The 25,613-nt window shown below is 36.4% G+C and carries 19 protein-coding genes and 1 pseudogene; 2 read left to right on the forward strand and 18 right to left on the reverse strand.

The features are described 5' to 3' along the window. Nucleotides 1-42 precede the first annotated feature (42 nt). The 8 genes from V1L66_RS18845 to V1L66_RS18880 all read right to left on the reverse strand — a co-directional run bounded on the left by V1L66_RS18845 (nucleotide 43) and on the right by V1L66_RS18880 (nucleotide 13,425). A complete protein-coding gene (locus tag V1L66_RS18845; protein ID WP_333007013.1) occupies nucleotides 43-1,257 on the reverse strand; it encodes an ISL3 family transposase in 1,215 nt (404 codons plus the stop codon). 379 nt (nucleotides 1,258-1,636) lie between these two features. Next, complete coding sequence (locus V1L66_RS18850; protein ID WP_036075771.1) at nucleotides 1,637-2,992, reverse strand: TrkH family potassium uptake protein; 1,356 nt, start codon at nucleotides 2,990-2,992, stop codon at nucleotides 1,637-1,639. A 111-nt stretch (nucleotides 2,993-3,103) separates the two neighbouring features. After that, the gene (locus V1L66_RS18855; RefSeq protein ID WP_036075192.1) at nucleotides 3,104-3,859 is read right to left on the reverse strand and encodes a TerC family protein; all 756 of its coding nucleotides are present in this window, start codon (nucleotides 3,857-3,859) and stop codon (nucleotides 3,104-3,106) included. Nucleotides 3,860-4,184: 325 nt separating this feature from the next. Then, nucleotides 4,185-5,270 carry an SDR family oxidoreductase gene (locus V1L66_RS18860; protein WP_333006601.1) on the reverse strand — a complete coding sequence of 362 codons (1,086 nt, stop codon included), beginning with the start codon at nucleotides 5,268-5,270 and terminating at the stop codon, nucleotides 4,185-4,187. A 19-nt stretch (nucleotides 5,271-5,289) separates the two neighbouring features. Continuing rightward, entirely contained in the window at nucleotides 5,290-8,343 is a 3,054-nt protein-coding gene (locus tag V1L66_RS18865) for an efflux RND transporter permease subunit (RefSeq protein WP_333006602.1), read from the reverse strand. A 195-nt stretch (nucleotides 8,344-8,538) separates the two neighbouring features. Beyond that, entirely contained in the window at nucleotides 8,539-10,116 is a 1,578-nt protein-coding gene (locus V1L66_RS18870; protein WP_048392002.1) for a peptide chain release factor 3, read from the reverse strand. Nucleotides 10,117-10,251: 135 nt separating this feature from the next. Continuing rightward, on the reverse strand, nucleotides 10,252-11,718 hold the full coding sequence (locus V1L66_RS18875; RefSeq protein WP_269898990.1) for a UDP-N-acetylmuramoyl-L-alanyl-D-glutamate--2,6-diaminopimelate ligase: 1,467 nt from the start codon (nucleotides 11,716-11,718) through the stop codon (nucleotides 10,252-10,254). Between the two features lie 318 nt (nucleotides 11,719-12,036). After that, nucleotides 12,037-13,425 (reverse strand): aldehyde dehydrogenase, encoded by a 1,389-nt coding sequence (locus V1L66_RS18880; RefSeq protein WP_103117506.1) that lies wholly within the window; start codon nucleotides 13,423-13,425, stop codon nucleotides 12,037-12,039. A 210-nt stretch (nucleotides 13,426-13,635) separates the two neighbouring features. Here V1L66_RS18880 and V1L66_RS18885 point away from each other — a divergent pair, with 210 nt between their 5' ends. Further along, nucleotides 13,636-13,791, forward strand: a complete 156-nt coding sequence (locus tag V1L66_RS18885) for a hypothetical protein (RefSeq protein ID WP_004224556.1) — start codon at nucleotides 13,636-13,638, stop codon at nucleotides 13,789-13,791. Between the two features lie 46 nt (nucleotides 13,792-13,837). Here V1L66_RS18885 and ssuE read toward each other — a convergent pair whose 3' ends face one another. The 8 genes from ssuE to V1L66_RS18925 form a co-directional block, all read right to left on the reverse strand. Continuing rightward, the gene (gene ssuE, locus V1L66_RS18890; RefSeq protein WP_048392005.1) at nucleotides 13,838-14,371 is read right to left on the reverse strand and encodes an NADPH-dependent FMN reductase; all 534 of its coding nucleotides are present in this window, start codon (nucleotides 14,369-14,371) and stop codon (nucleotides 13,838-13,840) included. Between the two features lie 162 nt (nucleotides 14,372-14,533). Then, nucleotides 14,534-15,871 carry a dihydrolipoyl dehydrogenase gene (gene lpdA / locus V1L66_RS18895; protein WP_269898991.1) on the reverse strand — a complete coding sequence of 446 codons (1,338 nt, stop codon included), beginning with the start codon at nucleotides 15,869-15,871 and terminating at the stop codon, nucleotides 14,534-14,536. A 202-nt stretch (nucleotides 15,872-16,073) separates the two neighbouring features. Next, nucleotides 16,074-18,155, reverse strand: coding sequence for a catalase (locus V1L66_RS18900; RefSeq protein WP_333006603.1), 2,082 nt, complete (start codon nucleotides 18,153-18,155; stop codon nucleotides 16,074-16,076). Nucleotides 18,156-18,281: 126 nt separating this feature from the next. After that, entirely contained in the window at nucleotides 18,282-18,857 is a 576-nt protein-coding gene (locus V1L66_RS18905; RefSeq protein WP_016993453.1) for an RloB family protein, read from the reverse strand. Next, nucleotides 18,854-20,131 (reverse strand): ATP-binding protein, encoded by a 1,278-nt coding sequence (locus tag V1L66_RS18910; RefSeq protein WP_312123773.1) that lies wholly within the window; start codon nucleotides 20,129-20,131, stop codon nucleotides 18,854-18,856. The genes V1L66_RS18905 and V1L66_RS18910 overlap by 4 nt, the downstream gene beginning before the upstream one ends. A 410-nt stretch (nucleotides 20,132-20,541) precedes the next feature. Further along, complete coding sequence (locus V1L66_RS18915; RefSeq protein WP_016995334.1) at nucleotides 20,542-20,991, reverse strand: hypothetical protein; 450 nt, start codon at nucleotides 20,989-20,991, stop codon at nucleotides 20,542-20,544. Between the two features lie 493 nt (nucleotides 20,992-21,484). Further along, complete coding sequence (locus V1L66_RS18920) at nucleotides 21,485-22,051, reverse strand: hypothetical protein (protein WP_333006604.1); 567 nt, start codon at nucleotides 22,049-22,051, stop codon at nucleotides 21,485-21,487. Nucleotides 22,052-22,068: 17 nt separating this feature from the next. Then, a complete protein-coding gene (locus tag V1L66_RS18925) occupies nucleotides 22,069-22,653 on the reverse strand; it encodes a matrixin family metalloprotease (RefSeq protein WP_016995337.1) in 585 nt (194 codons plus the stop codon). Between the two features lie 768 nt (nucleotides 22,654-23,421). On the opposite strand from V1L66_RS18925, the pseudogene V1L66_RS18930 reads away from it, so the two are divergent. Next, nucleotides 23,422-23,643 (forward strand): annotated as a pseudogene (locus V1L66_RS18930) (tyrosine-type recombinase/integrase); the annotation flags it as partial. Between the two features lie 79 nt (nucleotides 23,644-23,722). On the opposite strand, the gene V1L66_RS18935 reads toward V1L66_RS18930, so the two are convergent. Continuing rightward, nucleotides 23,723-24,664 (reverse strand): NAD-dependent epimerase/dehydratase family protein, encoded by a 942-nt coding sequence (locus tag V1L66_RS18935; RefSeq protein WP_016995340.1) that lies wholly within the window; start codon nucleotides 24,662-24,664, stop codon nucleotides 23,723-23,725. Between the two features lie 177 nt (nucleotides 24,665-24,841). Continuing rightward, entirely contained in the window at nucleotides 24,842-25,369 is a 528-nt protein-coding gene (locus V1L66_RS18940) for a YceI family protein (RefSeq protein ID WP_333006605.1), read from the reverse strand. Nucleotides 25,370-25,613 lie beyond the last annotated feature (244 nt).

Here is a 25,613-nt window from a genome sequence, read left to right on the forward strand (position 1 = left end):
GGTTCTAAGTCAAATGTTGGGGTGGTGTAATCTTTTAACACATTAACCCAGATGAACTCCGATTTCTTTATACTTTAAATTTAATAAGATTTTTGCTCGAAAGTGATCGAAACGCTGAAAGCCATATGCATTCCGTTTCATCACTTTTGTTTTATTATTAATGCCTTCCAAGAAGCCATTGGAATAACCAAAACTAAAGCTATTTAAGATTTCTACTTGCCAGTTCTTCAATGTTTGAATGGCTTTTAAGAAAGCTGGTAATTTTGTCTCTTCTACCTTACGGTAAAAAGCTAGTAATCGCTTCTTCACTTCTACAACATCATTTTTTGTCTTTGCCCAATCAAACCATTCACAATAGGCTTCCTTTAATTCATGAGCTACTTTTAATGTTTCAGACATTTCTGTATAACGCTGTAAGTACCACTGTTGTTTCGGTGATAATTTAGATGCACGTTTATACAATACATGACGCATACGTTTACACTTTGTACGATTGTATTTGTCCCATTCTTTTTGTACTTGTCGGCGCACTTCATCCATTGCCCAATAGATATAACGGCTAAAATGAAACCGGTCTGCCACAATAACAGGTCGACCTAGCGCTTGACGAACAGCTGCTTTAAAACTTGGATTCATATCCATGACCACTATCTCAACATCTGCTCCATACTGACTTAGGTAATTTTTTATGGTTTCTTTTTTACGATTCGGTAAAATATCAATCGGTTCGCGCGTCTCCGCATTCGCAATGATTAACTGATACGTACCTGCATCTGTATCGCCTTTATACTCATCAATCGCAATTGCTTTTGGTAAACGTACACCCTCTACTAATTGTTTTTTCGCTACCTTTTTAAAACGGCGAATAACCGTCGTGGTTGATGTACCTAGCACTTCTGCAGCTTCTTTAAATGTTTTAGCTTTAATAGCACGTATACTCACTACTTGATTCCATTCCTTTGAGTAACGTTGATATTTATCTACGAAGGGGGATTTTTCAGAGAAACGCTTTCCACAATCACAAACATAACGACGACGTTTATAGAAAAGAATAGTTAAACGTTCAAACCATTTTAAATGATTGATCTTTTGTATACGGTAATCGTGAACCTTCGATGTTTTTTTTTCACAAACTGGACATGGATGCGTGCACTTAGGCAATTGCACATACAATGCGATTCGATCGCCTACTTCTTCTACTTTCGTAATCTCTACATCTTTTAATCCTGGGATATTCATGTTAAAATTCATTTGCACAGTTCACCTTTCTATTACTTGTTTCTCGACAATTCAAGTATATATAAATCAGTGAATAATAACTATCAGGACTAGCTTTTTTTCTTACTTAAACGATTCTTAAATCCTTAAAGCAACAATAAATACCGCTTAATTTGTACTTTCTGCACGTCAGTCATTCGGTTAGTTAAGTATTCACAGTCACCCTCGTTAATATAGGTCAAATTCCTTAAACAAAGATTGATAGAACTTTGTAAAAAATGCCCAAAAAGTATTCAATCCAATCAGGAAATAAAAGTTTAAATTTTATGAATATTTTATGACAAGATAATAATTTCTTACTTTTATAGAGGTATACGTTGGAATTATTCCTTACTTAATGCCCGTATACTTTAAAAATTTAACCAATAATTACTCGTTCCTTCGGATAATGGAAGCCTGATTTCTTTCCTCTTCCGCCTCCTCCAAGTGTATAAAGGAATGAAATTAATCCAACTCGACCAATAAACATTAAAATAATGATAATGATTTTACCAACCACTGATAAATCAGATGTTATGCCTAACGACATACCACATGTACCGAACGCTGAAGTAATTTCAAAAATAATTTGGATAAGAGATGCTTGTGGCTCTGTTATAAGCAAGATCAGGGTTGCTACTAATACCATGAAAAAGGCTAATAAAATGACGACAAATGACCGGAAGACATCAATCAAATGAATTTCTCGTCCAAATACTTGAATATCCTCTCTTCCTCTAGCAAAGGTAATTAAGAATAAAATGGCCAAGGCAAACGTTGTGGTACGAATCCCTCCACCTACTGAACTTGGCGAAGAGCCGATGAACATCAGGAAGCTCATGAATATATCTGTAGCTTCACTAAAAGTCGTGACATCGTAAGTAGTCAGTCCAGCTGATCGCGTTGATACGGAATGGAACATTGCTGAAAATAATGCCTCATGCCAAGACATTTCCTTAAAAGAATGGAATGATTCAAGGAGTAAAATGACAAGCGCACCAACTATAAATAAAATGGCGTATGTTGAAGTAGTGATTTTAGTAAATAAACTAAAACGGAAATTCTCGCGTCGATTAAGCAAAAAAGTCTTCAATTCAATTAATACCGGAAATCCGATAGCACCTAATACAATCAGTACCATGGTAACCATTTGTACAAAATAATCATCATGGAATGGGAGTAAGCTCATGCCCGTAATATCGAAACCACCATTTGTTGTAGCAGAAATAGAAGCAAAAATTCCATGTAAAAAGGCTTCTTCTAATGTGTCAAAATAATTCGTAAAATGTAGCGTCAAAATAATGGTACCTGTTAATTCTATGCCAAATAAAATTTTTAAAATTTCGCGGATTAATTTAACAACACCAGAGACACTATACTGGTTATGATCAATCATGATTAACTGACGCTCACGCATCCCTATTTTTTTCCCAACAAGAAGCCACACAAAGGTACCAAGTGACATAATACCAATGGCGCCTAACTGTAAAATAACAAGAATCATTACAAGCCCAAAGGTTGTATAGGTTTCCGAAATATTAATCGTTGTTAACCCTGTAACACTTACTGCACTTACTGCCGTAAACAAGCTATCTAAAAAAGAGACTTTTACTCCTTCTTGATGAACGCCTGGAAGCCGTAATAACAGGAAGGAAATCGCTATCGCTATAAAATAATAAGAAACAAGTACCTGAAATGGTGTGACTAGTTTATTTGATGATTTTTTCCAAGGCACTTTAACAACTCCTCCCACATATGATGCCCAACTAGATAGATTATAGTATAGAAAAAATACATAAAAAAAGAAAGAGGAATAGTGATAACTATTCCTCCAACGTTCATCTACTTATTTTTTCTTTCTTACACCGACTAAATAGCCGACAAAAGCAATACCTACTAGGACAATCCAGAATGTTAACTCCCATGCCGTGGAATGTGGAAATTCTTTAGGCAATATTCCCACCTTCTCATGGGCCAATGTTAAGACTACTAGCTTCACGCCTACCCAGCCAACGATAAGAAATGCTGCTGTTTCAAGTGACGGGTAATCATTTAATATTTTTACAAACCATTGCGCAGCAAAACGCATCATAATAACACCAATAAATCCACCAAGGAGCATCACAATAAACTGCCCGCCATTGATACCACCAATATCAAATTCGCCTAAGTGTGGTAATGTTACAGCAATTGCAACGGCTGCAAGCATCGAATCAATAGCAAATGCTATATCGGCCGCCTCTACCTTTAGAACGGTGAACCAGAAACCAGAACCTTTTTTTCCAGCATTTTCAGTTGCCTCTTCTTCTTCATCCTTATGTTTCCGCAAATCATAAATATTTTTCGCAGACATAAATAATAGATAAGCAGCACCGACTGCTTGAATTTGCCAATAATTAACCAAAACTGTAATAACAAATAGTGCGGAGAATCGGAATATCAATGCTCCAAATAGTCCATAAAATAATGCCTTTTTTTGCTGCTCTTGTGGTAAATGCTTCACCATAACAGCCATTACTACCGCGTTATCGGCTGCAAGTAATCCCTCTAATACCACAAGGACAATTAACACCCAGCCATATTGTAATAAAATCGCTTCCATTCTAGTGCCTCCTCTAAGCTCTCTATACCCTCAATGACCATGTCATCCAAGTATAAAAGAAAAAAACCCCTGCCCTAATTCAGGCAAAGGTCTCGCTAAGTAAATTCGTACCCTTTCTATTTATGGTACTTCAATCTACACGTCATACGTATAGAGCCATTCACTATCACACCCGATGGTAGTACCATGTCTTGACGGATGTGAAACCAGGTAAAGTTAGTTGCCTGTTAGCTACTCCCCTTTGACAAATTGTCGAAGGTATCTTCTTTCAAATATTATAGCACTATCATTTACAGCTGACAAAAATATCTATATGTTTTTTTCGTTACTTAATCTGAATTTGATAGCTCTTGTCTTCCTTATGTGCTAAATAAAACTCAATCATTTTTGGCATCGTTTGTATAAAATCAGGGCATGTAATACCTCCTTTTTGTAAAATATGATGTGCTTCAGCCGTATCAAATGTGGCATTCCATGTTAAATAATCTAATGTTTCTAGTTCGACACCTAATTTCCTTCGAATAAAAGGTATCTGTAATGATAGCTTTGCCACTATAAATGGTAAACGTCCTTTTGGATAAGAATTTGTAACTAGTTTCACCATTGTACGGTACACCTCCTGTACTGGGTGAGGATTAGGGTCAGTTAAATGAAGTGTCTTCCCTTCTGCATGCTGTTCACTAACCAGGAAAGTAGAAGCATTTATAATATAATCAATTGGCACCACATTAATCGTCGAGGTAGTTTGACCAATATACGGAATAAAAGGTAAACCTTTTAAACGTTCCACTAAGTTTAAAAAGAAATAAGGACCATCAAATTTAATGGTTTCACCAGTTTGTGAATGGCCACGAACAATGCCAGGTCTAATAATTGTCAATGGTATTTCCGATTTTAAATCTTCTACTCGATGCTCAGCCTCATATTTGGTTTCCTCATAATGGTTTTTAAATGCTCTTGGTCGAATCAGTTCATTTTCACGCAGTACTCCCTCTCGTGTACCAGCCACATAGGCAGTGCTAAAATACATATAGCGTTGTAAATTTGGTAAGGTACGGACAAAATCATTGACCATTGTTGTGCCATGAACATTTACTTTCCAGGCAATATCACGTGGCACAGCTAAATCGTAGATTGCAGCTAAATGCCAAAGCACTTCGATTTGCGGTACAATTTCTTTGAGGTTCTGATTGTCTAATCCAAGGTTTGGTAGTGTTATATCGCCTTCCACTATTCGAATCGAACAGTCAGGAAAATCCTCTAATATTTTGTCTCTTTCCTTATGTGCCTTTATGATTTCACCTGCCAACACAATTGCAATAACTTGTTGTGTTTGTTTCTTTTGAAATAACGCTCGAATTAGTTGACTCGAAATGAAACCAGGAAAACCTGTAAAAAAATGAACCTTCATTTCCCATTCCCCCTTGAACCTAGTGCATCTTTCTTGTTTCTTTATCCATTAAACTGTAAATAATCGGTACAATATACAGCGTCAGTAAAGTTGAGGTTACAAGCCCTCCGATAACAGCAATCCCCATTGGCTGATTCATCTCGGTCCCTTCTCCAATGCCAAGTGCGAGTGGTAATAGCCCTAAAATAGTTGTTAAGGCTGTCATTAAAATGGGACGAAGCCGATCTTGGGTAGCAAGTAAAATTGCCTCATAAGCTGGCATGCCCATTGCCTTTTGCTGATTAATATAATCTACTAGTACAATGCCGTTATTTACGACTATGCCAACTAGCACTAAGATACCGATAACAGAGGTTACACCAATTAAAGTATTTGTAACGAACATAGCGATTGCCACACCAATGATCATTAATGGAACAGTAAACATGATAACAAACGGATATTTAAATGACTCAAATTGAGCTGCCATCACAATATATACAAGCACGATTGCTAGCATCACAGCTAGAAGCATATCATCGATTGCACTATCATAGAGCTCTCGATCCCCGCTGAACACAACTTGAGTAGTTGATGGTAAATTAACTTGCTCTAATGCCTTATCTACCTTTGCAGAAATTCCCCCCAGCGATTCCTTTGTTTCATAGTCTACAAAAAATGCCACTGCTGCTGCTTGATCAGAACGACGAATGGATACTGGCCCCTCTTGCATAGAAACCGTAGCCACGTCCTCTAATTTCACAAATAATCCTGCTGGCGAACGAAGCTGCATAGCTTTTAAAGCATCTATACTAGTGTTAAATGACTGTCCAAAGCCTGTATAAACAGGTAATACTGCCCCATCCTCAGCAATCAATTGGGACGTTAATTGACCCTTTGTCATTTGATTTACAGTTTGAGCGATTTGTGCTGGAACAAAACCATAGTCTTTTGCTTTTTCTCGATCAACTTCAATTTGAATCTCTTGAACAGTATTATCTAAATCCGTAGAAACATTTGTCACTTGCTGAATCGCTAGTAGTTTCTGCTGCACTTTCTTAACCGTTTGCTGTAGCCTCTGTTCATCAGAGTCTGTTAAGCGGAATGTTAAAGTGTGTGGTGACGAGCCTGTAGCTGTCGATACATTAAAAGTAATTTCAGCTTGCTCTCCAAATTCACCCTGTATATCTTGTTCTAGTTCTTCCACAAATTCAAAAATGGAACGCTTTCTTTCTGCTAGTGGGACAAGTTTTACATACATTTCAGCTTGATTGGCACTAGTTTGTCCACGTGCTTGGGATTGTTGCGTACCACCAACGAAACTAACATACACATCTACATCTTTTTCCTGCTTTAAACGTTCCTCAATTTGCTTAACAATCTTTTCTGTTTCTGATACAGCGACACCTTTTTCAAGATTGACACTTATAGAGGTGAACCCCTCATCTGTAGGCGGTAAAAATTCAGTACCTATTCTAGTCAGTCCAAACAAAGAAAGACTAAAGCAAACCACTGTAAAAAGCAGTATAAGCATTCGATGCTTTAGTACCCATACAATTGACGCCTTGTAATGCCTATAAAAACGTGATTTACTGCGTTGTACATAAAAATTATTGTTTTTCATTTTTAAAAGTCGACTTGCTAGCATCGGAACGACTGTAAGCGCAACTACTAAAGATGCAATTAAGCTGAATGAGATTGTTAAGGCAAACTCTGTAAATATTTGACCAATCAATCCTTCGATGAACATAACAGGAATGAATACTGCTATTGTGGTTAAAGTGGAAGCTGTAATGGCAAGGGCTACTTCCTTTGTTCCTTCCTTTGCTGCAGTTATCGGGTCTTTTTCTAGTCCTAGATGTCTTTCTATATTCTCAATAACGACTATGGCATTATCCACAAGCATACCAATTCCAAGTGCCAGAGCACCTAATGTCATAATATTGAGAGAAAAATCCGCAAAAAACATCAAAACAAATGTGACAATAACGGAGTAAGGAATCGCAATACCAATAATGATCGGACTCTTTACACTACGTAAAAAAACAAATAGGATGAACATCGCAAATAATCCACCTAAAAGTAAGGAAGAGCCAATATTACTAATCGCTAAATCCACATAATTACCTTGATCAATTAAAATATCTGCTGTGATACCTTTATACTGATCTTTCTTTAGTAATGTCTCTAAGGCCTTCTGGAAATCCTTAGAAACCTCTGCCGTATTTGCACCAGATTCCTGTAATACAGACATAAGAACAGCTGGATGCTCATTTGCTCGTGTTGTGGTAATAGATTGTTGTTCTGTCCTCTCAACGGTTGCAAGATCACCAATGGTTAATGATTTGCCCGTTAAAGGGTCCACCGAAACAATTAAATTGGCAATGCTTTCCGGAGAAGATAATGTGCTAACTATACGTGTTGTTAGCATTTTGCCATCATCTGTTGAAACAGGCTCACCAGGAAGAGACACATTATTCGCTTGAACTATTTGCATCACGTCTGTCTGAGTCAAGCCTTTTTCAACTAGCTTTGCTTCATCCAATTCTATTTGGATTTCATCAATCAATTTGCCAGAAACATTCACACTGGCAACACCCTCTGTCCGTAGCAGTTCCTTCTCTAAGTGCTCTGCTAATACACGTACATCTACTTGATTATTTTCCGCACGTAAAGACAGCTGAATAATAGGAAATTGAGACGGATCAAATTTTAGGAAACTAGGCTTGCCAGCATCATTAGGCAATGGGGTCATATCAATTCGCTGTAAAATATCAAGTTGGGCAACATCCATATTTGTGGACCAGTTGAACTCAAGCACAATTAAATTGGAGCCTTCCTGGGAGGTTGACTGGATTTTTTTGATACCAGGTAAGGTGGCAAGTGTAGCCTCTAATGGCTTCGTTATCTTTTCATTTACCTCCGTCGGGCTTGCCCCAGGATAAGAGGTGACAACCACTCCAATAGGAGGATTTAACTCTGGAATTAACGTAATCGGTATTTTTAATAAAGATACACCGCCTAGTATGATGACAAAAAGCATAGTAACAATCGTAAAGACAGGTCTTTTAATAGAAAAATGACTAATATTCATATAAACAAACTCCTTTTCTACCTCTTCCTTTCTATGATAGCCGAAAAGGAGATTATTTTATAAATAAGCTCCCGTTATTGAGATACTATCTCTAAGGAAACTTATATTTCCTAATAATGTATATATTCTACAAACAGTGTCATTTTTCCTTGCAAAAAAACACGAATCGCAAAATTGTCGATTCGTGTTTTATAATTATAAAAGGCTATAAAGTTTAATGTTTTCGTTTTTATCTGCAAACCAACGCATAGCGAACTCATTTTCAAATAGGAAAACAAGATTGTCAAAACGGTCTTTTACAAGCATTGATCGACCTGATGACATTGATTCTTTGACATCCTCTTCATTTTCAATCCAGCGTGCGATTTTCGAACCAATTGGCTCCATTTTTACTTCCACATTGTATTCATTTTTCATACGATGTTCAAATACTTCAAATTGTAATTGACCAACTGCTCCAAGTATAACTTCCTCTGTATGCAGCGTTTTATAGTATTGAATAGCACCCTCTTGCACTAATTGTAAAATCCCTTTATGGAATTGCTTTGATTTCATAACGTTCTTCGCCGTGACACGGACGAATAATTCTGGTGTAAACTGTGGTAATTTTTCAAATTGGAATGTTTTCTTGCCACCTACAACAGTGTCTCCAATTTGGTATGTTCCTGTATCATATAAACCAATAATATCGCCAGCAACTGCTTCATCTACTGTCTCACGATCATCTGCAAGGAACTGTGTAGATTGTGTGACTTTAAATGACTTCCCTGTACGAGATAACGTCATATTCATTCCACGTTCAAATTTACCAGAAACAATACGTACAAAGGCAATACGATCACGGTGTGCTGGATTCATATTGGCCTGAATCTTAAAAATAAAACCTGAAAACTCATCATGCTCCACAGGATCAATAAACTGCTCATCTTCAGTAATTCTTGGCTGCGGCGTCGGTGCGAATTGTAAATAGGTTTCCAGGAAAGTTTGAACACCAAAGTTCGTTAATGCTGAACCAAAGAATACAGGTGTTAATTCCCCACGACGAATTTTTTCCTCAGAATATGCATTTCCCGCTTCATCTAAAAGTAAAATATCGTCCATTGCTTGTGAGTAATAAGAAGTCACCTTCATTGGATGCTCCACAGCAAGCTCCCCATTGTCGTCAATTGGTAAGAAACGTTCCGCTTCATCTGTACGGAATTGCTCAATGCGTTTATTGTAACGATCATAAATACCAAGGAACTCTTTACCCATACCGATTGGCCAGTTCATAGGATATGCATTGATACCTAATACCTCTTCAAGCTCTTCGATCAATTCAAGCGGCTCTTTCCCTTGACGGTCTAACTTATTAATAAATGTAAAAATAGGAATACCACGCATTTTACAAACTTTAAATAGCTTTAAAGTCTGTGCCTCGATCCCTTTGGCAGCATCCACTACCATGACGGCACTATCTACAGCCATCAATGTACGATATGTGTCTTCCGAGAAATCTTGGTGACCAGGGGTATCCAAAATATTCACACGAGAGCCATTATAATCGAATTGCATGACAGATGAAGTAACCGAAATCCCACGTTGTTTTTCGATCTCCATCCAGTCCGATGTTGCAAATTTACCTGTTTTTTTACCTTTTACTGTACCTGCATCACGAATGGCACCACCAAAAAGTAAAAGCTTTTCTGTAATCGTCGTTTTCCCAGCATCAGGGTGACTGATAATGGCAAAAGTACGACGCGATAGTATATCTTGTTCTAAATTTGAATTCATCTCGTCATTCTCCTTTTTTCATACTTAATAATAATAAAAGAAGACTTGCCTTTCGTACAACCTTTTTACATGAAATCTCAAAAAAGAAAACCCTTTAGTTACAACTAAAAGGGTTTCCTAAGAATTTAGCTTTCATCACACGAATTTTAATCGGCCTGCTTCTATCGCAATTTCTGCATCACTATGTGGAAATTTGGTATTTTCGATAATTTGATAATCCTCATGGCCTTTACCAGCAAAAATAATCATGTCACCTGGTTCAGCAATTTCAATCGCATGGCGCACTGCCTCTGCACGATCTCCAATACAAGCATAATTATCATGAAGCATACCTTTAGCAAGGTCGTCTGTAATACTATCGTAGTCTTCATAGCGTGGATCATCTGTCGTTAAAATAACATATTCCGCAGCAGACGCTTTTTCAGCCATGGCAGGACGCTTCGATTTATCACGATTGCCACCTGTTCCAACTAAGAAAATCAACTTGCCCTTTTTATAAGGTTGCGCTGCTTGAATTGCCTTTTCAATTGCATCTGGAGTATGGGCATAATCAATAAAAATTTGCACAGGTAGATCTGAACATACTTTCTCCATACGACCCTTGACTGGCGGTAGTTGCTCGATTTGTTCAATAATGGACTCCATTGAATAGCCCCTACCATAAAACGCAATCATGGCTGCCAATACATTATAAATATTAAATTCCCCAAGCAAATTCATTTTTACACGATAAATTCCTTCAGGCATTTCCACGTCAAATGATGTCATATAGTCGTGATATTCACAGTTAATGGCGCGGAAATCAGCATTTTCATTTTTTAAACCATATGTCCACACTGGAAATGGTGTCATTGCAGCATATCTCTCTGACCAAGCATCGTCTGCATTCAACACAACAAATTTATTTTTTTCTAAATCTTGTCCAAGTTGGGAAAATAATAAGCCTTTTGCATGGCCATATTCCTCCATCGTACCATGGAAATCAAGATGATCGTGCGTTAGATTCGTAAAAATAGCGATATCATAATCAACACCTGCTAAACGTCCAAGTGCTAACCCGTGTGATGAAACTTCCATTGTCATTAATCGACAGCCTTCCATTTTTGCACGGAAAATCATTTGTTGTGTCGATAACGCATCACTCGTTGTATTAGCTGATTCATATAAAATTCCATTTAAATTAAAGCCAATTGTGCCGGATAAAGCCGATTTCTCGCCCATACCATGCATTATATTTTGAATAATTCCTGTTACGGATGTTTTACCATTCGTTCCCGTTACACCAATCATCGTTATGTCCTTTGAAGGATAATCAAAGAACTTTGCAGCTAGTAAACCTACTGCACGATCTGTATCTTTCACAATCACTTGTGCGATTGTCTCTCCTAGCGGTAATTCTCGCTCCGTCACAACAATTGTTGCGCCACCATCTACAGCCTTTTGCGCATAATCATGCCCATCTACTGTATACCCTTTGATACAAACAAACATGCTATTTGGTTGCACACTTCTTGAATCTACTACGATATCGCTAACCTGATCTGGCAGCACGCCAATTATTTTTTTCAAAGGTAATGCGCTTAACAATTCCTCTGCATACATTTCATAATCCTCCAATCAATCTCTACACTCATGTCATCATTCTTAATAATCGACAAAAAACGACAATATGAAATCCCCCACGTTCTATTGAACTTATTTTACTACTTATTTCATGATAAATAAAATGCCTCTCTAGTGTTTTTTCAACGAAACCGCTTTCATTTGAGGAAAAAATCATGTTTTCTTCAAATTTTCATTTATAATCACCAATCGGCATTTTTCGACATAACGAGAAAAGGTTATTTAGAGAACACTTGTCTATGCATGGTAAGCTTATAGTTACAATGGAGGCATCAAGAAGATACCTCCATTGTTAAACTATTTCATAATTGAGCGCACAATTTTCACTTTCTGTTTATATGGCGGGAACAACACATTTGTCTCCAGCTTGGAAGATTTCTTCAAGATAGATTTCGGGTGAGTAAAGTTTTCAAAGCTCGCTTTGCCATGGTATGCTTTCACACCTGATGGACCTACACCACCAAATGGTAAATGTAAATTTCCAACATGTGTGATGGTGTCGTTAATACATCCCCCACCAAATGGTAATTCTTCTAAAAAGTATTGCATGGCTTTTTCATGTTCTGAGAAGAAGTATGCCGCTAAAGGCTTTGGTAATTGCCGGATTTGATGAATGGCAAGTGGCAAATCATTATACATCATAACAGGTAAGATAGGACCAAATAGTTCTTCCTGCATGGATGGACTTGTCCATTTTACATATTCAACTATTGTAGGTTCAATATATAAATCATCCCGATCTATTCGTCCACCATATGTAATGGCATCACGTTCGTCCACAATTATTTGCTGTAAACGATCAAATTGTTTTAAATTAACGATACGTCCATAATCAGGGCTTTTTAAAGGATTTTTGCCATAAAACGAACGGATTGTTTCTTTTAATATTTTCATAAAACGGTCATAAACGTCTTTGTGTACAAGCAGATAATCAGGGGCCACACATGTCTGTCCAGTATTAGTAAATTTACCCCACACAATCCGCTTTGCTGCTACCTCTAGATTTGCTGTTTGATCGACAATTGCTGGACTTTTGCCACCAAGCTCTAACGCAACTGGTGTCAAACGTTCTGCAGCAGCTTTTGCTACTACTTTACCAACGGCTACACTACCTGTAAAAAAGATATAATCGAAGGAAGCATGAATAAGAGCCGTAACCTCTTCCTTTTCGCCTTCCACGACACGTACATATGAAGACGGGAATGTTTCCTCAATGATTTTTTTCACAATGACTGCTGTGTGTACAGAGGTTTCTGATGGTTTGACGATTGCTGTGTTTCCTCCAACTATGGCGCCAATCAGTGGCTCCATTACAAGTTGGAATGGATAATTAAATGGCCCAATAATTAACGTTACGCCATAGGGCTCACGAACAATAAAGCTCTTGCCCATTTGATATTGTATTGGTGTTTTGACTGCTTCTGGTTCCATCCATTCTTCTACATGTTTTACCATATATGAAATACTATCTAATACAATGCCAATTTCTGTTGCATACGCTTCAAATTCACTTTTACGAAGGTCTAAGTAAAGCGCATTTAATATTTCCTTCTCATATTTCAAAATTGAAGTTTTTAATTTCTTTAATTGCTCTTTTCTAAATTTCACACTTTTTGTAGCACGTGAAAAATAAAATTGACGTTGCTCTGTAATCATATTTTCCACATCTTTTGACGTAAAATTCATCAATAAAGCACCCCTTTTTTTAAAATGGCATACATAGTTTTTTCATTTTGAAACAAACTATCTTTGTCTATACGATACAACATCGAGAGGCAAAAATCCTCTTTCTACATCGAGGGGGTGAAATAGCAATATGTGAAATGAAATGTTTTAGTTTTTTCATCTCGGGAAATATACAACTACATATTAAAACCGAAACGGGGGCGTAGATGAATGACAACAACAACAGGAACATGGTGGGAGTCCATTTTTTCTGGACCATTATCGCATGGAATTTGTGAAGAAAAAATATTGCTATTGCAAGATGAGGCTTTCTTATATCTCTCTACAATACCTGTGGAGAATGAAGAAAATCCAGAAGGAAATTAAAAAATAACGCATTATAGGATGCCCCTATAATGCGTTTTTATTTATTCTAATTAACAATGAATGCTTGCTGCAACTGATTTAATTGTGCTTCAAGTCTACTGATAGCCTCTTCTTCTATCGCAAAGCCGCCCTCTTCCAAACGTATAATTTGTTTATCTACAATGTAAACAGAATTGGTAATGGAAGTGGCTCCTAGTACAGCTAATACTGGCTTTAATGCATATTCCAATGCCAACAAATGACTAATCGAACCTCCTACAGCAATGGGGAGTATAGCCTTATCGAGCAAGGCTTTTTGCGGTAGTAGATCCAAGTAAGTCTTCAAAATACCTGTATAGGATGCTTTATAAATTGGTGTAAGGATGACAATAAAATCTGCTTCCTTAACATGCTCATTTTCAGACTGTATTTGCTTACTAGAAAAATTCGCTGTTAATAAATCTGTAGCTGGGAGCTCATGTATATAATTTGAGTGAACCTCTACTCCTTGTGCAATAAAATGATTCTCCACCTTTTCATGAATGGCGGTAACTCTAGAATTTTTCGAATTACTTCCATTAATAATGACTGCTTTTGTCATCTTGCCCACTCCTTTTAGCAATGTTATAAAAAAGGCCCCTATTCTACAAATCGATGAAACACCGTTTTGTAAAATAGAAGCCTCTAGATGTCTAGTTAACTTAAATTCCTAGTATTCTTATAAAATTAATTTAACATAAATTTCTAGAATGTCAACAGCTTTTTATTGGTGTATTGCTTTCCCAAACACAGCTTTAGCCACATCTCCAATATGCTCCGATACAGTAGGATGTGGAAAAATCATATGTGCAAGTGTTCGAGCTGTACCCCCAGCATTTTTTGTTGCTAATAGTGCATTAAGTATTTCTGTTGCACCATCAGCTACTACACAAGCCCCTAAAATTTGCCCATTATCCTTAGATGAAATTAGCTTGACAAAGCCTTCAGTATTCCCCTCCATTAATGCCTTTGGGTTTGTTTGTAGTGGCATTTTCGTTACAATGTACGGTGCCTTGACTTGCTCTTCTAGTAAACCAAATGTAGCAATTTCAGGGTTTGTATAAACACAACGTGGAATGCTTGTTTGATCAATTGGTATTGGTTGATTTCCTACAATATAATCGACAACGTAAATTCCTTCAGCACTGGCAGAATGTGCAAGTTGATAACCACCCACTAAGTCACCTATCGCATAAATATTCGGCAGGCTTGTTTCAAAATGCTCATTAACAGCGATTAATCGACCATCAAAAGCTAATCCTAGTTGCTCAGCAATTTCTATATTGGGACGACGTCCAGTAGCAAATAAAAGGTTTTCATATGTATAAGATCCTTTAGATGTATGAATGATATTACCTTCAAATTTTTCAAAATGAAAATCTGTCACAAGTTCAATACCAAATTTCTTCATCTTTTCTCGAATCAGCGGTCTTGCTTCCGCCTCTTCCGTTTGTAAAATATCCTCGCTATGATTAAGCACTGTTACCTTTGTACCAAGTGGTGCTAAACTAAACGCCATTTCAATGGCAATTACGCCCCCGCCAATGATTGTTAGCTGTGCTGGAAGCTTGTCTATCTCAAAAAATGTGTCCGTCGTATGGTAGGTGGATGTCTCTAACCCTTCGAATCGTGGAACAAAGGGTTTACTACCTGTCGCTAAAATTATATCTGATGCCATTATCGTCTCATTCCCGATAGTTATCGTTAAGTCCTTTACGACTGAAGCTTCACCACGATATAAAGTTATATGATTATTGATAATATATTGCTCAAGGTTTGTTAGTAGTTCATGAATAATTGTATCTTTCCGTTGCATTAGTCGAGGAAAATTAATTTCCACTTTAGGCACTTCTATTCCCCAGCTATTCCCTCTTTTTATTTCCTGCACAAGTTTACTATGCTCCAATAAAATCTTTGATGGAATGCAGCCAACATTATAGCAGGCTCCTCCCAATTTATCTCGTTCGATGAGTGCTACTTTTTTGCCATTCTTGGCTGCATGTATGGCAGCCACATAGCCACCTGGTCCCGCTCCAATAATAGCAATATCAAAATTTTCCATAATTTTCACCTCATGTACCACCATATCATTTGCAAATTTTGAATGCAATGACAGACATAGTAAAAGCCTTTCATTACAATGAAAGGCCTTTTGACTTATTTATATACGTTTATGAGCATTCGTTTCTCTTTCGCAGGTATAAGGCTTTCTCTCCGCGGGTATTTGCTTCTCTTTCATGAGTATTCGACGCTCATTGATCTTTTTAATAAATATTTCGTTGCCAAAATCGTTGCTGGGCAATGGCAGCTACAAACTTTTTCGGAAAATCTTTATTACCTGTAGCTAAAACGATTCCTGGCCCTACATTGGCATTCGACATATTGAAGAAGGTTGTGCCAGTTGCAGCAAATCCTATAGGCTTAAAGTGGCGATATGCTTCATTTATATAATTGACGATATAAGTATTGAATTTCGCCTGATTACTTGCCTTTACTCCAACAACATATAATGAGTCAAATAATACAGCATCGGTTGTAATAAATGTGTCAGTAGCCGTTAATTGCACACCATTATTCCCTATTACCACACCTAGTCGATCAGAGATTATGCTATAGCGAACACCTTGTCTTGTTAAATATTTCAATACTTCCCCGACTTCATTTGCATCAAAGCCATCACCAATTAAGACGCCTACTTTCAACGTATAGGGTAATTTAACGGTATTGGCTTGACTTAGTGCAGGTGAAGAGGCCGTTACTTTAGACTGCTCGCCATTAGGTCGATTAACACCAACGTTGTCTGCCACTGTGGTAGCCATTACTTTATCCACATGAACAAACATATCCACTACTTGCTGTCGAACAGATTTACTTTTCACTTTTCCTACTTCGAAGCTAAAGGCATCGATAATGTGTTGTTTTTCAGGTGGAGACATGCTGTTCCAAAATAGCCTTGCTTGTGAAAAGTGATCGTCAAAGGATTTACTACGTGCTCTTGTGATTCGTCCCTCAACCTTTTCTTCATAATGAACATAACCGCCTTCTTTTGCAGTAGAAGTAGCTGGTGTATTATTTGCTAATGAATTTTTATGATAGCTTACCCTGCCTAAATTAATGGTCTGTCGACTAAAGCCATTACGTTGATTGTTATGCACTGGGCAAATCGGGCGATTAATAGGGATTTCTGCAAAATTTGGTCCACCTAAGCGAATCAATTGTGTATCTAAATAGGAAAACAATCGACCTTGTAGTAGAGGATCATTCGTAAAATCTATGCCAGGTACAACATTACCTGGATGGAAGGCAACTTGCTCTGTTTCAGCAAAGACATTATCCACATTGCGATTTAAGGTCATCTTTCCAATTTTCTTTACAGGCACTAGCTCCTCTGGCCATAGCTTTGTCGCATCTAAAATATCAAAATCAAATTTAAATTCATCCTCAGGTTCTAGTATTTGTATACCTAACTCAAACTCTGGATAATCTCCAATTTCGATGGCTTCCCATAAATCTCTACGTTGAAAATCGGGATCCTTCCCTGCAATTATTTGAGCTTCATCCCACACAAGAGAATGCACTCCTAACACAGGCTTCCAATGGAATTTAACAAATCTTGATCTACCTTTGTCATTGACGAAACGGAACGTATGCACACCGAAGCCTTCCATCATACGAAAGCTTCTAGGAATTGTTCGATCAGACATATGCCACATAATCATATGAGCAATCTCTTGGTTATTCGCTACAAAATCCCAAAACGTATCATGAGCTGAGGCTGCTTGTGGCATATCATTGTGTGGCTCAGGCTTTACGGCATGAATCAAATCGGGAAATTTAATGGCATCCTGAATAAAAAAGACAGGGATATTATTACCGACTAAATCATAGTTCCCCTCATCCGTATAAAATTTCGTTGCAAACCCACGTACATCACGAGCTGTGTCCATCGAACCTAAGCTCCCTACCACTGTCGAAAATCTGACAAACACCGGTGTTTTCTTTTTCGGGTCCTGTAAAAATTTCGCCTTCGTATACTCTGACATGGATTCATATAGTTCAAACTCGCCATGTGCTGCAAAACCTCTGGCATGTACAACACGCTCTGGAATACGCTCATGATCAAAATGGGTGATTTTTTCTCTAAGATGAAAATCCTCCATAATTGTCGGGCCACGAACACCTGCCTTTAACGAATCTTCATCATTGGACACCCTTAGTCCCTGATTCGTTGTCATTTTCGTGCCCTCATTCTCGACACGAAACGGCTCAAGTTGATGATCCTTTGCGTTTCCTTCTACATTTTTGGATTGATTCGACTTTGAGTTATCCACGCAATCCCCTTTCATACATGTACTGAATTTCGCTCCATATACACTATATGTTTTTGAAAAAGAAACATGCCTTCATTTAGACAAAGCCTTATGTAAAGATAAAAACAGGCTTCTATTTGTTAATAGAAAACCTGCTCCATTTTAAAATATGTATCGTATCATTTCATGTATGTTACAGTATGGGTTGTCACGGCTCTCTGTCTCTCGGAGGGCCATCATATCTGTGCAATTTTTAATTGCTACCTCATGTCGTAATGCAATGGGGGCTATGATGGATTCATCAGCCTTATGCCGAAAATAACGACTCACACCAAGATGCTGTTCCATTTTGTCATTTAGGACAGCCCGGGGGTATTTTTCTGTACTGTCGACTTCCTCAAAATGCAAGAGTAACCACAATTCAAATGCTTCATTTGTATAGGCAATATGAATATTTTTTTCCTCACAAAATTGATTTACTTCCTCTAATTGCTTTTCGGTTAGATCATCCTTATCAAAAACAATCCAAACCTCATCAAAGTATTGATAGCTGGAATCTCTATAAGCATGTTGGGCCAGTTTGATCGCTGAACGTTTAACGTTTTTTATTTTGACGCTAACCATCTTAGAGCGCTTTAAAATACGCATTTGTTCAAAATAGATGCGTTCTGTTTCACCTTCACAATAAATTAAAATGGTTTTACGCAGTGTTCGGCTCCCTTGTTGACGTACTCTCACTGCTCAGATACCTCCGCTTCTTCTAAGTATTGTTCAGATAAATACTCATTAATAACAGGTGTTGCACCAAATTCCCCTTTCATATAGCGTTTCGCATAAGAAAGATCTCCACGTTTCTTTTGTAAATCTGCAAAATCAAATAAGGAGTATAATTCCGATTCATTTTTAAAACTTTTATTAACAAACCAAATTTGATCGGAGCGTAATGGCTGATCAAGTAATTCTATTTCATGACTCGTCACGACGAATTGATTACTGCTATTGCGTTTACTATTCATAATAGCCATTAAAAACTCACAAATCGATACATGGAATGCTGTGTCGAATTCGTCTATAAAAATAGTTTTTCCTTTATTATAAGCATCTACCATCACACAGGCTAAATGCAGCATTCGCACTGTCCCCTTAGAGTCCATTGTCCAATTAATTGTTTCTGTCCCTATCGGTGCACCTGCTTCATCAAACGATAAATAATGTAGATCAATATCTACTTCTTGAATCACTTCAGATGAATCAAACTCATAGCCAATTGTATTTTTCTCTCTGCGTTCCACACGTCTAGCAGTGACATCTTGAATGGAGAGGTCTGCAATCTTTAGAAGTTTAATCACTTCCTTTTTAAAGGGCTCCTCTTCAAGTTTACGAATAAGAGGATGATTTGATAACCGATTTGCTTCATCTAGGAAAAGAATTTTATGTAAAAACCAATCGAATATCTTTAAAGCGTCTGGATCATTAAAAACATGTAATACTGATAGAAAGGCTGTATTATTACGTGTATATTTTGTCAATTCCTGTGAAGCTGTTTGAAATGTTTCATAAGAATATTCTGTACCATCCCATTGTCTGACAAATAGTTCTTCCTTCAGTGACTTGTTCGTTTTCACAAGACGTTCATAGAGAACTTGAGAAGCATTATACTGTATTTCATAATCATATAAAGCGCCGTCCAAAAAAAGCGATATCATAAACTCGGTTGGTTTGTCTTGCTGACTTCCTAACTTAAACGGTTGATAGGGTAAACGTAACTGCTTTACATTATTTAAGTTTTCAAAATTAAAAAGCAAGGATCGTAATACTTTAATAGCCGTAAAAAGATTAGATTTTCCGCTTCCATTTGGGCCAAAAATAAATGCACTTTTTACAAGACGTAGTGTATCAAACTGAATTGTATGGGTGTCCTTCCATTTTCGTAGGCGACTTCCCGCTACCATTGAAAACAACGTATCATCTTTATAACTTAAGCAATTTTTTACTCTAAAATCTACAAGCATATGTAAGCCTCCGTCCACAACCATTTCTTTAATGAATTATTATACTATAGACATAGAAAAAGACATATTACGCAATGTAATACTAATTGAATGCAAAACATCGCTTTAAATACCTTAAATTCAGTTATATCAAGGGTTTCCAACTTATATATGTTAAAATAATTATGCAGAATAAAGCATAATGGAGTATGCTTTTGGGGCTAAGTGGGGCTAGATTGGGACCAATGAATTCAATAATGGCGGTTAATGAGTAGGGCTAGATAAATGTAAAAACTTGGATTAAAAATATACGACGAACATGCGTACAAAAATGTCTGAGTTGGATTGGGGTTAATAAACTGTACCCTATAAGATAGACACTTAAAAAAGGTCATCTTATAGGGCATTTTTGTTTATTATGACCGTGACCTTTATTTATTTTTTACTTTGCTTTTAACTTCAAGATACATAATCATAGAAATAACTATTACAAATATAGTTAAAATCACTAGCGCAAGATATTTAATTTTTTCTATGTTTGAATCTAAAGGTAATGAAAATCCATCCATTTTTAATAAAGTAAGATAAGAAAAAAGAGTAGAAAGCCCTGCTAATAATAAGCTAACCATTCTGCTATATGTCCTAGTATTCTCTTCTTCTTTCAATTTATAATTAGCTATTTCCGTATTATCAATTTCGTCATTTATAAAATGATACTTTACTTTTTCAATTTCTTTAGAATAGTTCTCCTTATCATCTTTTGGTAAAAAACTTGAATCTAAAATTTCTTTAATCAACATATCTAATATACTTACTATATCATCTGCATCTTTTAATTCTACTTTATGCTTTGTGCATGTTGCTAAATAATAAGATCTCATTATACTTAAAACTTCTTTTGTAACTTGTCTTATATTTTTCTGATAGTCTTTATTATTTTTAATTTATTCATCCAATTTGTTATAAAGTATACTATCACGCCTGTTACAATACTTATTACCCATGCATTGTTAAATACCATCAATATTGTTTTCATTTTTTCCTCCAGAGAATATTATAATGAATGGAGTTATATGTAAATGGTAGAATTATGAGGAAATTTAAAAAGCCACATCTGGTTATTGTGACTACGTATTACTTATTCTTCCTCTATTCCGAAACCTATTTTACATTAAAAACGCTATAACCTTGGGGTTGCAATAGGAGCAATGTCTGGATGTCCCACAGGAGCTTTCTCGAGCATAATAAAAGGACTTACAGTTATGAAGAATAATCACATTGCAAGTCCTATCATATTAAACTATAGCTCAGTTACTTTAATAACAATTTTAATTTTATTTACGAAATGAACAATTTGATAAAGTAAAGATTACTTTATTCATATTTTGCTCTAATTTTTTTGTGTAATTCTTCAAATTCCGAGCCAGCTTCTAAGTTGGTTGAAAATTCCTTGCTCGGTTTAATCATTGCTTTTCCCTGATCTTTTCCTGCAATCATGAACTTTCCATCTTCGCGCTCTACTAAAAACATGATGTATTCTTCTTCATCAGCCATCTTGGTATATTGTTCGGAAATAACCTCGAGCTTCCCAATAGTCTTATTTTCGCCAATTGCATATGGCTCAAGGACAGTTAACTTATCACCAATCTTTACTTCCCCCTTTATGGGTTTCGTAATTATAACCTCACGTTCGGTCCAATACCACAGTGGTAATCCATCATTGTCATATTCCATATGATTTATTACGTTTGGTGTTACACGGACAGTTGCGATAACATCTGAATCATTTTCTATTTCAGAAACCTCTTGGTATATCTGCATATCAGAACGGGATATGATGGTACTTTTTAAAGTATTGTCGAGATAGACAAACGTAGCATAGCCGACAGCGATTATAGCTAATAATACAATTAATCCATATTTAGTTTTTTTGTTTACCATTAAAATATTCCCCCTGTCTATTTCCCATATATGGCTTTTAGGCCATTTTTGTCATCCGTCTGGGTTACACTATAATCAAGATCTCCTTGAAGCATGATGGCTGGTGATGTATTAGAGTGATCTAATCCAAGAGAATGACCAAACTCATGTCCTGGTGCCTTGTATTGCCATTTTTCAGATATATTTTTATATACTGGTTGATTAATCCTTATTCTTGACATTTCATAAGTGCAATCCCAACATGCAACATAGTTTCCAAAGAAATCAGTTTTGTAGTTTAGGGCATCAGCTACACTTGTATCCCCTGTGTCACCTGCATAAATTTTTATATCTACATAACCCGATGTAACAGGTGTAAGTTTCACCTTTGTCGATACATTATTCCATTGAGTGGCCCCATAATCAACGCGACCTCCATAACCATAACTACCAACAGAAGCATCTTTCCAATAAGTTAAATTAGCTGCACTAACGGCACTCCATTTACCATTGGGGCCATTTCGAACATAAGCATATGCTTGTGTTGCAGAGATAATAACAAATAATGTTGTAATAAAAACGACCAATATACTTCTATTCTTCTTCGTTAAAATTGTAAACATCCCCCATATATGTTAGTAAAATAAAGATATTAATATACTAATTTATTATTGTTTTATAGTAAATGGGTAATAAGTATTTAAATAACAGTATCCTTAAACCATTACAAAGAATCGTGTTAATAGACACTTGTTTGGGTCAAGACTTCAATAAATTATTGTGATTGTTCTCCCACTATCTTTCACTTTGAGAACACCCCTTCTCCACCAAGTCTTTTCTCCCTCTTATGCTGCTGCATATCTAGGAGATACGCTGTTCTCATGAAAAAGAGACTACCAATTTAGTAGTCTCAATTGCTTGTTTCTTCACAAGACGTACAAGCGAACGTACAAATGCTTGTTTCTGACATACACGTACAATTAATGGATATAAAAAAACACCTACCGAAGTAAGTGTTTTATGGCTATCTTATATTAATGGGGTAACCTTATTTAACTCTAGTTGTTTTTTATAAATAGTTCTATCAGTATTTGCTAAAAGTAGTTCTACTTTTAGCCTTGAAATTTCATCCTGTAGGTCTAGATACTTTTGCTCTCAAACATCCGTTGTAGAACTATATTGAACGTGTATCTGTGCCCTTTTAATGGGTTATAGCGATGTACTCCCCTTACACAATGCATAAGCGTCACGTAAAGCTTAGGAAAGCTGTAGTGCTTGTAAAATTTGTGGATTGGTCTGTGATTTCATTTTAATTCTCGCTTGAAAATCTTGAAGGTATTTTCGATGTACTTCTTTTTCATTCAATTAATTACACCTCCCTATGTTTGGAATCGCTTCCTAAAATAACTGTACATGGTTTACGTCATACACACTGTACCGTTTTGTTGAATAGAGGAGTAAATGTGAAGGTAATAGCTGAAAGATTGGGTAACACGCCTGATATGGTTTATAAAGTATATGGACATGTTTTGAAAGAAATGGAGACTGAATCTGTATCTTTATTTAGTCAAAGTTTACAAACAAGTGGGGCTAAAAGTGGGGCCAATCAATAAAAAAACAGGCTAGAAACATTCATACAACAAGGTTTCTAGCCCATGCAACATATTACGCAATGTAATATGCCTTTAAACTTTATCCACTTTTTTGTTGAATTTCTGCTAATGTTTCATTTTGTAGCGCGTGCAGTGTACGTTCAATGCCTTCTGCAAAAGAAATTTTAGGCTTCCAACCAATTGCATTCGCTAATTTATCATTATTTAAAAATGAATGCTCAATATCTCCTTCTCGTGCTGGGGCATATTGAATTTCTAGTGGATGATTTAAATGTTGGAGCAGTAAGATGACTTGGTGAATAGACCAAGCCTCATTAGTGGATACATTATACGTACCTTGTAAACGCGCTGATACACCTGCATAAATAGCATCAGCAATATCATCTACATAAATAAAATCACGCGTTTGTTCACCATCACCGTAAATTGTAAATGGTTTACCTGCTATACTGCTTTTTAACATACTTGGAATCACGGCCGCTTCACCTTGCATTTGCTGTCCTGGACCGAAAACATTGGCAAACCTATATATGAGAACGGGCAAACGATAATCTTTTTGCCATTTCTCACAGTAGGTTTCGCCAATGCTCTTATTTAATCCGTACATAGATATTGGTTCACAGACATCGGATTCTTCTAATGGTGGATAGTGACTATCTCCATAAACAGCTGCTGAGGAGGCAAAGACAAAGTGCTGTACCTTATACTTAGATGATAAAAAGAGCATTTGGCTAAGCCCAACGATATTTGTCAAAATATCCTTTACTGGCTCCTGGATAGATTGCTGCACGCTCGTTTGCGCTGCACAATGGACGACCACATCAAAGTTTATTTCCTTAAAAAGATGCTCGCAAACCTCATCTTCAACATTTAAAAGATAGGATTTATGCTCAAAGTCAACATTCCGTAAATGCCCCGTACTTAAATTATCAATAATATAAATCGTCGCATCTTCTTCAAAAAAGCGCCTACCTACTGCACTACCAATAAAACCATAGCCACCTGTCACTAATACATTCATCCTATCGCCCCCAAAAACAATATGATGATTTATATGCAGTAATTACTAAAAATATGCAAGAAACTTATTTGTTGGTAATTTTTCTCAAATTCTTTTTACTAGTTTACAAGTATCTATTTTAAGCTATATAAAAAGCATGTTTGAAAATTATTTCAAACATGCCCTAGCTATCTATTTTTAAGCTGGATTAATTTCTAATTCAACCGTTATTTTAATATCTTTCCCAACAAGGACCCCACCAGTTTCTAATGCCGCATTCCAAGTTAGACCAAAGTCTTCACGATTAATTGTTGTTTCAGCTTCAAAGCCGTATACTTCTTGACCCCATGGATTTGTGCCTTTTCCATTAAATTCTGTATCAAACGTTACTGATTTTGTAACGTCTTTGATTGTTAAATCACCAGTTACTGCATATTCATCGCCTGCTTTTTTAGCAATGTTTGTAGATTTAAACGTAATCGTTGGATATTTTTCTGCATCAAAGAAATCTGCTGCTTTTAAATGATTATCACGATCTTCGCTACGTGTATTAATGCTTGCTGGGTCGATTGTAAAGCTAATGTTAGCAGTTGTTAAATCTGCAAGATCTGCTGCCTCAATATCTGCTGAGTAACTGTCAAATACACCCTTAACTTTTGATACCATCATGTGTTTTACTTGAAAGTTAATTGCTGAGTGTCCTAAATCAATGTTCCATTTTGCCATTATAAATTCCTCCAATTGGTTGATTTTATCTCGATTTCGAGATATATTTTAAAATATGAAGCAACTACATCTTTTATGTTACCCAAAATGGGATAGGATAAACATTTGTAGTTACTTATTTGTTTACATCTTAGCTTATGAAAAGTTTTTAATTACTTTCTGTAACTTACTATATATTAATAATTTAGTTACGTCAAGTAATTAAAAGTAAATTTTTAAAATATAAAAAAGGATGTACGAGTTA

The organism is Lysinibacillus sp. IITD104, assembly GCF_036698265.2.
Taxonomy (GTDB): domain Bacteria; phylum Bacillota; class Bacilli; order Bacillales_A; family Planococcaceae; genus Lysinibacillus; species Lysinibacillus boronitolerans.